This window comes from Oceanicaulis sp. UBA2681 (assembly GCF_002354675.1).
Classification (GTDB): Bacteria; Pseudomonadota; Alphaproteobacteria; order Caulobacterales; family Maricaulaceae; genus Oceanicaulis; species Oceanicaulis alexandrii.
In genome coordinates this window covers 57504-65528 of record NZ_DEMB01000003.1, presented here as the reverse complement: position 1 = coordinate 65528, position 8025 = coordinate 57504, and the positions used below count along the sequence as shown (strand labels likewise).

The window sequence follows — 8025 nt, the reverse complement described above, 5'->3', positions numbered from 1 at the left end:
GGAAGAGCGAGCCCAGCACCGGCATGCGCTCGATCCCCGGAACACTGTCCATGGCCTGACGCGTCTCTTCGCGGATCAGGCCTGCGATCACCATGGAACCGCCTGAGGGCAGCTCGACAGTGGTCTCGGCCCGGTTCACCGACAGGGCCGGAATGGTCACGCCGGGCACCGTGCCGGTGACATTGCCGTCGCTGTCCGTGAGCACGGTCGAATTCAAGGAAATCGCGCCTTCATTGGACAGCTCGGAGACTTCCGTGGAGACCCGCAGCGAAATCCGGCCTTCAGACAATACGACCGGGGTGAAGCCCAGACCGACGCCGAAGGGTTTGAATTCGATGGTGACATTGCCGTCGCGGTCGCGTCCGACCGGCACAGGGAACTCCCCGCCCGCCAGGAATTGCGCCGGCTCGCCGGAAATGGCGGTGATGTTGGGTTCGGCCAGCGTCCGCACGAGCCCCACGCGCTCGAGCGCGTTCAGCGTGGCGGAGATGGAGCTTTGCAGCACGCCATCCACCAGGTTCCGCGTGCCGATCGTGCCTGCCAGACCGCCGAGCGCCGCGCCCGCGACGCCAAAGGCGTTCGAGGTGCCCCAGGACGACGAATTCTGGAACCGGCCGGGCTGGTACACTTCAAAGATGGGTGCGCCGTTCTGGTCAAACAGCGGATCGCCGCGATCATTGGTGGCGGCGGTGCGAATGTTCGGCGTGAACTCGCCAAAGGCTTGTTCACCGCTCAGATTCACGCCCAGCTGGCGCACCAAAGTACGCTCCATCTCGACGATGCGCACCTGCAAGGTGACCTGGTCGCGCCCTTCCACGGTCAGGAAGGAGACCACCTGATCGGGATTGTCCACCCAGCGCCGCGCCACCTGCAAGGCGGTGTCAGCGGCGGAGGCGGAGGGAACCTGGCCGGACAGCACGATATTGGCGTTCATGCTTTCCGCCTGCACCCGGCCTTCGGGCACAAAGCGGTCCAGCGCATCCTGAAGCGCGGCGATGTCGCGCTCGACCCGGACATTGAGGTCGAGGATCAAGCCGCCATCGGCGTCAAAAAAGAAGATGTTGGTGCGGCCCACGGCCTGTCCCAGCACGAAAGCGCGCCGGGTTGTGCGCACCACGGCGCTGGCGACATCGTCATTGGCGATGACCACATCGGCGGCGTCATCGGGCAAATGGATGACGGCGGCCTGCCCCAGCGGCAGCTGCAGGCTTTCCGACGCCGGACCCGCGCCAGGCTCACGGATATGCACTTGCAAGGTGTTGTTGGCTTCGGTCCGGCCGCCAGACAATTGGCCCTGGGCCGGAGACACGCAAGCCGCCGCAAGAAGAGCGGCGGCGCAGACAGCCTTGGAGATGGATATCATCATGGCGTCCCTCCCAGGGCGACGCGCTGTTCGGCGCCATACCGGATGATGCGCACTTCACGGCCATTGCCGCTGTTCGCGCCAGACGATCCATCCGGCAAACGCGGCCCGCCTTCGCGATCCGCGACCGAGCGCAAGGCCAGAACGATATCGCCCGCCGCGACGCCCAGCGCGACGGCGCGGGTCTGTTCAGGGGTCAGCTCCAGCGTGGCGGTCGAGCCCAGCACGACGCTTTCGCCATCCTCCACATAGGTCTGATCAATAGCGAGCACGCGCACATTCTCGACCAGCACTTCAGAGACATAGCCCATGTCGCGCGCCGAGGTGGTGACCAGAACATCCACCCGGTCATTGGGCAGGATGAAGCCGCCAGCGCCGGATTCCGCCGAGATCGGCACAGCCACAGCGCGCATGCCCGGATCAATGACGGCGGCCATGAAGCCCGCCTCGCCCGGCTGCACCAGCTTGCCAGGCAGGATCGGCTCGCCGTCCACAAAGGCGGCGCGAGCGATCGAGCCGCTCAGGGTTTCAAGCGCGTCCGGATTGTCATTGCGATTGAGGAAGGCTGGCATGACGGCTTCGACCGGCCAGTCCGCCCAGCGAAAATCAGAAGCGCTGACGCGCATGGAGGGGCTGACGTCGCGCGCAGCGACCAGCACCTGCATCACTTCAGGCTCGGCCGCCTGCTCTACAATGACAGGCGCCGGCGCGGCGGCAGGCTGCATGGCGCCGCGCACGAAGACGGCGGCGAAAACAGCCGCCAGCGCAGCGACAGCAAGCACGATCAGGCGGACAGCGTTCATGTCGGACCCCAAAACCCTTTTGCGCACAAGGCGTCAGCAGGCATCAGAGCCGATAATTCTCAAGGCCGCGTTAATGCTGGGTGATCAGCGCGTTAACTATCCGGTGTAGACGGCGAACATCTGGGCCTGAGGCAGCACCAGCAACGCCCCCGCCGTAATGGCGATGGCATAGGGCACCGGCGCCCCCTGAGCGAGCGCGGTCGAGCCCAGAACGTCAGATGAAATCGGCAGCAAATGTGCGACCTGGCGCAAGACCACCAGGATCACTGCCAGGACGCCGCCCGCCGCCACCGCGATCAGCACAAAGGCCATCGCATCCGGCCAGCCGAACCACAGCGCGCCCGCGGCCAGCAATTTCACATCACCGCCGCCAACCCAACCCGGCGCCCAGAGCGCCATGCCGAGCAACAAAACGCCCAATCCCGATAGAAAGGACAAACCGGCGTCCATCCAACTCAAACCCAGAAAAGGCGCGGCCACGACCCAGCAGACAATCAAGGCGCCCGGCACCCAATTGGGAATGGTGAAGCTGCGCACGTCATACCAGACCGCGCAGAGCATCAGAAATGCAAAACCCAACAGGGCGATATTGGAGATCATGACCCGGACCCGGACTTCGTAACAGGAAGCGTGGAGCCTAGGCGCTTATGCTTAAGGCTTCTCAAACAGCGATCAAAGTCTCGTCAAATGCAGAAAAGCCGTCCCTTTCGGGACGGCTTTTCACATGCGTTGCTGTAGTCAGCGCTGCGAGGCTTAGCCTTCGCCGCCGCCTGCACCGCCGCCAGCCGCGCCGCCGTTTGCGGTCGAAAGCTGCGTGCCCACATTGGTGAAGGTGGTGCTGAGGTTGGTGCCGAGGGTCGTCACGGCCGTAATGATCACGACAGCGATCAGCGCGGCGATCAGGCCGTATTCGATCGCAGTAGCGCCAGACTCATCTTTCAGAAAACGCGAAACCAGATTGTTCATCCCATCCACTCCATAGATATTTTTCTGTGGCCCCAGGAGCGCAGCCTTGTTCCCGCCCCGTCCTGAATGCATGTGGAGTAAAACCCGAAGACGATTTAAAGCGAGTAAAAATCCATGCTTTATTTTGGGTAAATATCAAAAGCTCACGCCATGACTAATGAAAAGTAAACAGCATTCAATGCGACCTTAAAAATTCAATACAAATAAACAATCGCCTAACAGGCCTTTCCACTACCCCTCCTCGCAGCCCGATCGCAAGACGGCGACACATAAGCGGCGTTTAGGTTTCCTTCACGGCCCAAGCCCATACTGGTGTCAGCTATATATAGAGAGGCCTGTCATGGGTTTTCGTGCTGCCGCCATCGCTGTGTGTCTGGTTCTGGGTCTGGGGTCCGCTCAGGCGCGCGAATTTGTCGTGTCCGCTGATCAGGCCGGCCTGATCCGGCTGCCCGGCGACGCGGCGGGCGTGATCGTGGGCAATCCGGGCATCGCCGACGCCACGCTCTATGACTCCCGCACCTTGTTCGTGACCGGCAAGGTGTTTGGCCGCACCAATCTCATCGTGCTCGATGACGCAGGCCGCGTCCTTTACACCTCCGACCTGGTGGTCGCGCAGCCTGACAGCAACGCCGTTCAGATCTTTCGCAATTCAGGACGGCCTGAAACCTATGTCTGCGCGCCGACCTGCCAGGCCCTGCCCCAGATCGGTGATGACCAAGTCTGGTTCAATGACATGAACATCCAGCGCAATGCGATCCGTGACGGCGCAGGACCCGCGTCGAATTAACCCTTCCGTTTCATCGGGCATTAAGCGCTTTGCCGCATACTCCTCCCTTCATTGAGAGGGACGGATCATGCCGCTGAGGGCGACGATCAAACACAGCTTGCAACGGTTCATCCGTGCGCGACGGGGCGCGGCGGCTGTCGAGTTCGCGCTGATCGCAGCGCCGTTCTTCCTGTTGATCTTCGCCACGCTGGAAGTGGCGCTGTTCTTTCTGGGCTCCACCATCATCGAGAATGGCGTCCATGAAGCCGCGCGCACCATCCGGACCGGCCAGCTGCAACAATCCAATGAGACCGTTGAGGATTTTCGCGGGGCGATCTGTGAACGCATCAGCGCCGTCGCCGATTGCAGCCGCATTCAGGTGGATGTGCGCACCTTTGACTCCTTCTCATCAAGCTCCACCAATACGCCCCTGAACGGTGACGGCGACATCGACGGTTCCGACTTCACCTTCGATCCGGGGGGCGGCGGCGATGTGGTGGTGGTGCGCGTGTTTTATGACTGGCAATTGCTGGCGCCGGGCGTGATCTCGGGCATGTCCAATATGAGCGGCAACAAGCGCCTGATCACGGCGACCGCCGTGTTCCGCAATGAACCGTTTGAGTAGCCCCATGCGCCAATTCATCCAATTGTTGCTGAGCTTTCGGCGCGACACGCGCGGCGTCTCGGCCGTGGAGTTCGCCCTGCTCGCGCCCTTCATGATCGCGCTCTATCTGGGCTCGGTGCAGCTGACGCTGGGGCTGACGGCGGATCGCAAGGTCTCTCAGGTCGCCAATTCCGTGGCCGACCTTGTGACCCAGGACGATTTTATCACCGATGCCGACCTGATCGACATCTACGCCGCCGCGGACGCCATCCTGAACCCGTTCGACACCGCGCCGCTGAGCCTGCGCATCACCTCGATCCGCATGGATGCCGACGAAGAGATTTTCGTCGACTGGAGTGATGGCGAGGGGATGACCCCGCTGGACACAGACAGTCTGCCCGAACTGCCCGATGGGCTTTTGGCGCCGATGAACTCGATCATCATGGTGGAGGCCGATTACGTCTTTTCCACCAATCTGGGCGAACTGACGCGCACCCCGATCACCTTGTCTGACACCGCCTATTTGCGCCCCCGGCGCGGCCCCTGGGTTCGCCGCGGCTAGAGCGCGACGTCACAGAGCGCCTTCATCCGGGAAAGCTGACTGTCTTCAGTTGAAAAGCCGCGATCATCCACGCGCGAGAGCGGCACGACGCCTCGCACGGCATTGGTGACGAACACTGCGTCAGCCTGCATCAGGACGTCCGGCGAGAACCGGCCCTCGATCACAACCTCTCCCTCAGCCTTCAACGCCGCAATCAGCGCCGCGCGGCTGGTCCCCGGCAAGCATCCGCAGGAGAGATCCGGGGTAAATAGCCGCCCCTCTTTCACCCAGAACAGATTGGCGCTGTCTGCGCTGGACACATGATCCTGGGCTGACAGGACCAGCGCCATGTCCGCGCCCTGGCGCACCGCGTCGCGCCGCGCCGCCAGCATGTCAGCGTAAGTGGTCAGCTTGTAGCGGCTGGAAATGTTTCGCGCATCGCGCCGCGCACTTTCAACGATCCGCGCGCTCAGTGCAGCGGGCGCGGTCGGCAGTGCAGCCGCCGTGATCAGCACCGTCGGCTCAGTTCCCACAGGCGGCGCCAGGCCAGCTCCGGACGGGCCGCGAGACACCGTCAGCCGCACCATGGCGCGCTCAAGCGCGTTCGCCTGACACAGCTTTGTCGCCGCATCATGCAAGAGATTCCAGTCCGGACAGGGGATCTCGATGTGCTGCAGGGCGCCTTGAAGGCGCGCGCTGTGGCGCGGCCAACGCCGTAACTCGCCCGTCTCATACCGCAGGGTTTCAAACGCGCCGTCGCCCAGAAGAAAACCGCGGTCGGACGGACCAATACGGGCGGCGTCCGCATCCAGCATTTCACCGTTCAGCCAGAGCTTTGTCATCGACGCCCCTCAATCGCCGCCTTCAAGGCCGCCGCCTTGTCCCGGGTTTCCGCCAGCTCGTCTTCAGGGACTGAATCAATCGTGATCGCGCCGCCAGAGCGCACCTGAACATCCCAGCCCGTCTCGGCCTTCCGAAGGCTGGCGGTGCGGATCATCACGTTGAGATCACACGCGCCATCGGCGCCCAGCCAGCCCAGCGCGCCGCAATAGGCCCCGCGGCTTTGTTCTTCGAGTTCAGCGATAATCTCCATGGCGCGCACTTTGGGCGCCCCGGTGATGGAGCCGGGCGGAAACGTCGCCGCGATCAGGTCAAAGACGTTGAGGTCGGACCGCAACCGCCCCCGAACGGTGGAGACCAGATGATGGACATTGGCATAGCTTTCCACGCTGAACAGTTCGGGCGTCTTGACGCTGCCGGGCTCACAGACCCGCGCCAGATCATTGCGCATCAGATCCACGATCATCAGGTTTTCCGCGCGATCCTTGAGCGAAGCGGCCAGCGCGTCCGCTTCAACCCGGTCCTGATCGGGGTCCGCCCGGCGCGGCCTTGTGCCTTTGATGGGCCGGGTCTCCACCTCACCGCTTGCTGACGCCTGCACGAAACGCTCGGGAGAATTGGTGACGATGACCTGGTCCTCACTGAGACGGAACCAGGCCGAGAAGGCGGACGGGCTGTCGGCGATCAGACGCTCAAAGAGCGCCAGCGGCGCTTGCGGTCCCGTCATATGACCGGTGAAAGCGTGGGAGAGGTTGACCTGAAACACGTCGCCCGCGCGGATATAATCCCGCGCCGTCTCGACGGCCTCCAGATAGCGCGCATCGGGCCAGTCCTGAGACAAGCACCCTTCGCTGACGGACGGTTCAAATTCAGATGCAGCCGTCTTGAGCGCATCAATCAGCCGGGCCGCCGCCTTCGGCGCCCCTAACGCCCGGACGGTTCGCGTCCCGTGATCAAACTCCAGCACCGCCTCATACCAGCCCATGGCCACGACGGGACACCCGCCGGGCGCCGGGGGGCAGACCGGCAGGTCTTCGAACGCCTGGCCCAGATCATAAGCGAACAGACCCGCATAGCCGCCGGAAAACCCGTCAGCCTGCGACAGGCTCACAGGACGATAGCCCGCCTTGAGACGATCAAATCCTCTGGACGGGTCGTCGTCTTGAACGATGAAGTCAGGATAGGCGCACAGATAGCTTTTACGCCCCCAGGGCTGGGCGCCGCCACCTTGAAGCAAGAGGGTATAGGGCACAGCCTCGAAAGCCTTGAGCGCCTGGACCGGCTCGACCCAGTCCAGCGTCTGCGCCCGGTCCGGCGCCGCGATCACGAGGTTTTCAGCCGCTCGTGCAATTGCGCGATCACGGCGTCACTCAGACCCAGCTCGCCGCGCAGATAGCCGGGCACATCGCCCACGGCGTCCATCGCGGTGTCGAGATAGGACTCCTCCACCCCCAGAAAGGCGCGGATCTCACGATCGCCGACATCACGCCCCATGCCTTCGCGGATGCGTTTGGCGAAGCGCGGCGCCAGCTCGTCATAATCCACGGCTGTATTGGTCATCAGATAATCTTCGCGCACGGCGTCCGCATCGACGCCCAGCTCCAGCAGCAAGAAGGCGCAGAAAATGCCTGTTCGGTCCTTGCCCGCTGCGCAGTGCACAACGAACCCGTCTTCAGGGTCAGAGTGCGCCAGCGCTTCAAACCCGGCCTTGAACACCGCCTTGTTGCCCGGGTCAAAAGGCAAACGCTCATAGGTCTTCTGCATGAAGCCGCGGATGTTATCGAGGGTCAGATCGCTCTCTCGCAAGAACGCCAGATGCGGCGGCTCGGCATGTCCGGCATGGTCAGAGCTAAGCACGGTCACAGCGTCGCTCTCGCCCCAATGGGACGGCTCCAGCTCACGTTCCCTGGGGCGACGCAAATCGGCCACGACCTTGATATTGAGCCCGTCCAGGGCCTGCACATCCTCCTTGGTCGCGCGGGAAAACTGGCCCGAACGATAAAGGCGGTCACGCACCTGTCCCCCGCCGTTGAGCGGGTAGGCGCCGAAATGGCGAAAGTTATAAACGCCGGCGAGAGGCAAAACGCGATCTGTCATGCAGATGAGGTAAATCTGAATACGTTTATGAGCAAGAGGGCGCCA

At 62.9% G+C, this 8025-nt stretch carries 10 protein-coding genes; 3 read left to right on the top strand and 7 right to left on the bottom strand.

Going from position 1 to position 8025, the window contains the following annotated elements; translation table 11 throughout:
* From B3M53_RS00940 to B3M53_RS00925, 4 genes are all read right to left on the bottom strand, one after another.
* A partial coding sequence (locus tag B3M53_RS00940) for a type II and III secretion system protein family protein (protein WP_286799469.1) occupies window positions 1-1366 on the bottom strand: 1366 nt, incomplete at its 3' end.
* Complete coding sequence (cpaB, locus tag B3M53_RS00935; protein ID WP_022701487.1) at window positions 1363-2166, bottom strand: Flp pilus assembly protein CpaB; 804 nt, start codon at window positions 2164-2166, stop codon at window positions 1363-1365. The genes B3M53_RS00940 and cpaB, both read right to left, overlap by 4 nt.
* A gap of 96 nt (window positions 2167-2262) precedes the next feature.
* Window positions 2263-2766 (bottom strand): A24 family peptidase, encoded by a 504-nt coding sequence (locus tag B3M53_RS00930; RefSeq protein ID WP_273019391.1) that lies wholly within the window; start codon window positions 2764-2766, stop codon window positions 2263-2265.
* A 153-nt stretch (window positions 2767-2919) separates the two neighbouring features.
* Window positions 2920-3132, bottom strand: a complete 213-nt coding sequence (locus B3M53_RS00925; RefSeq protein ID WP_273019393.1) for a Flp family type IVb pilin — start codon at window positions 3130-3132, stop codon at window positions 2920-2922.
* 340 nt (window positions 3133-3472) lie between these two features.
* Here B3M53_RS00925 and B3M53_RS00920 point away from each other — a divergent pair, with 340 nt between their 5' ends.
* The 3 genes from B3M53_RS00920 (at window position 3473) to B3M53_RS00910 (ending at window position 5064) form a co-directional block, all read left to right on the top strand.
* A complete protein-coding gene (locus B3M53_RS00920; protein ID WP_022701484.1) occupies window positions 3473-3919 on the top strand; it encodes a pilus assembly protein N-terminal domain-containing protein in 447 nt (148 codons plus the stop codon).
* 67 nt (window positions 3920-3986) lie between these two features.
* On the top strand, window positions 3987-4523 hold the full coding sequence (locus tag B3M53_RS00915; RefSeq protein ID WP_273019396.1) for a TadE/TadG family type IV pilus assembly protein: 537 nt from the start codon (window positions 3987-3989) through the stop codon (window positions 4521-4523).
* A gap of 4 nt (window positions 4524-4527) precedes the next feature.
* The gene (locus B3M53_RS00910; RefSeq protein WP_022701482.1) at window positions 4528-5064 is read left to right on the top strand and encodes a TadE/TadG family type IV pilus assembly protein; all 537 of its coding nucleotides are present in this window, start codon (window positions 4528-4530) and stop codon (window positions 5062-5064) included.
* On the opposite strand, the gene B3M53_RS00905 is transcribed toward B3M53_RS00910, so the two are convergent.
* Genes B3M53_RS00905 through B3M53_RS00895 form a run of 3 tightly spaced genes read right to left on the bottom strand, consistent with a single transcriptional unit; the run spans window position 5061 to window position 7980 of the window.
* Window positions 5061-5885: an aminotransferase class IV gene (locus B3M53_RS00905; RefSeq protein ID WP_273019398.1), complete on the bottom strand. Its 825-nt coding sequence runs from the start codon at window positions 5883-5885 to the stop codon at window positions 5061-5063. The two genes, B3M53_RS00910 and B3M53_RS00905, sit on opposite strands and share 4 nt — an antisense overlap.
* Window positions 5882-7210, bottom strand: coding sequence for an aminodeoxychorismate synthase component I (gene pabB, locus B3M53_RS00900; RefSeq protein WP_273019400.1), 1329 nt, complete (start codon window positions 7208-7210; stop codon window positions 5882-5884). Before pabB ends, B3M53_RS00905 begins: the two co-directional genes overlap by 4 nt.
* On the bottom strand, window positions 7207-7980 hold the full coding sequence (locus B3M53_RS00895) for a tyrosine-protein phosphatase (RefSeq protein ID WP_273019402.1): 774 nt from the start codon (window positions 7978-7980) through the stop codon (window positions 7207-7209). The genes pabB and B3M53_RS00895 overlap by 4 nt, the downstream gene beginning before the upstream one ends.
* Window positions 7981-8025: the final 45 nt, after the last annotated feature.